Source organism: Curtobacterium sp. MCBA15_005 (genome assembly GCF_001864855.1).
Taxonomy (GTDB): Bacteria; Actinomycetota; Actinomycetes; order Actinomycetales; family Microbacteriaceae; genus Curtobacterium; species Curtobacterium flaccumfaciens.
In genome coordinates, this window is the sequence record NZ_MJGL01000030.1 from 987 (window position 1) to 1,431 (window position 445).

Here is a 445-nt window from a genome sequence, read left to right on the forward strand (position 1 = left end):
CAGCCTCGGCGTCCTGGCCCGTGACGGTCGGGAGCGGACGGTCGCTCGTGCCGTACCCGGCGCCCTGGAGCGCCGAGATGATGCCGATCGAGATGCCGTCGTACGGCGAGAGCACGCCGTCGAGCGTGGTGCCGCCCGAGTAGGACTTGGCGATCAGGTTCTGCATGCGGGCCTTGGCCGTGGCCGGGTCCCACTGCTGCGTCGCGGCCTGGGACAGCTGGTCCTGGCCGGACTGGATCTTCAGGGTGCCGTCCTCGAGGTACGGCTTGAGCGTCTTCATGGCGCCGTTGAAGAAGAACCCGGCGTTGTTGTCGTCGAGCGAGCCGGCGAAGACCTCGATGTTGAAGGGGCCCTTCTCGCCGGTCTTCTTGCCGTCCGCGTCGAGCACACCCAGGCCGGTGAGCAGGCTGTTCGCCTGGTCGACGCCGACCTTCTCGTTGTCGAA

General features: G+C 67.9%; 1 protein-coding gene. It reads right to left on the reverse strand.

Annotation, left to right across the window (positions count from 1 at the left end; all coding sequences use genetic code 11):
* On the reverse strand, positions 1 to 445 hold a 445-nt coding region (locus BIU89_RS12075; RefSeq protein WP_139179057.1), incomplete at both ends, for a substrate-binding domain-containing protein.